The organism is Salinimicrobium oceani (assembly GCF_012037645.1).
Genome location: NZ_JAAVJR010001491.1, coordinates 1 through 302, shown reverse-complemented (window position 1 = coordinate 302; position 302 = coordinate 1). Strand labels below are relative to the sequence as shown.

The following is a 302-nucleotide window of genomic DNA, read 5'->3' as shown; positions in this document are numbered from 1 at the left end:
TGCCTTCGCAATCGGTATTCTATGTAATATCTATGCATTTCACCGCTACACTACATATTCTAACCACTTCATAATTACTCAAGGTATGCAGTATCAATGGCAGTTCTACAGTTGAGCTGCAGACTTTCACCACTGACTGACATACCCGCCTACGGACCCTTTAAACCCAATGATTCCGGATAACGCTTGGATCCTCCGTATTACCGCGGCTGCTGGCACGGAGTTAGCCGATCCTTATTCATACGGTACCGTCAAGCCCCCACACGTGGGAGTGTTTCTTCCCGTATAAAAGCAGTTTACAA

The 302-nt window shown here is 46.4% G+C and carries 1 rRNA gene; it reads right to left on the bottom strand.

The annotated features are described in order from the left end of the window. Window positions 1-302: ribosomal RNA gene (locus HC175_RS22780) — 16S ribosomal RNA — on the bottom strand; the annotation flags it as partial.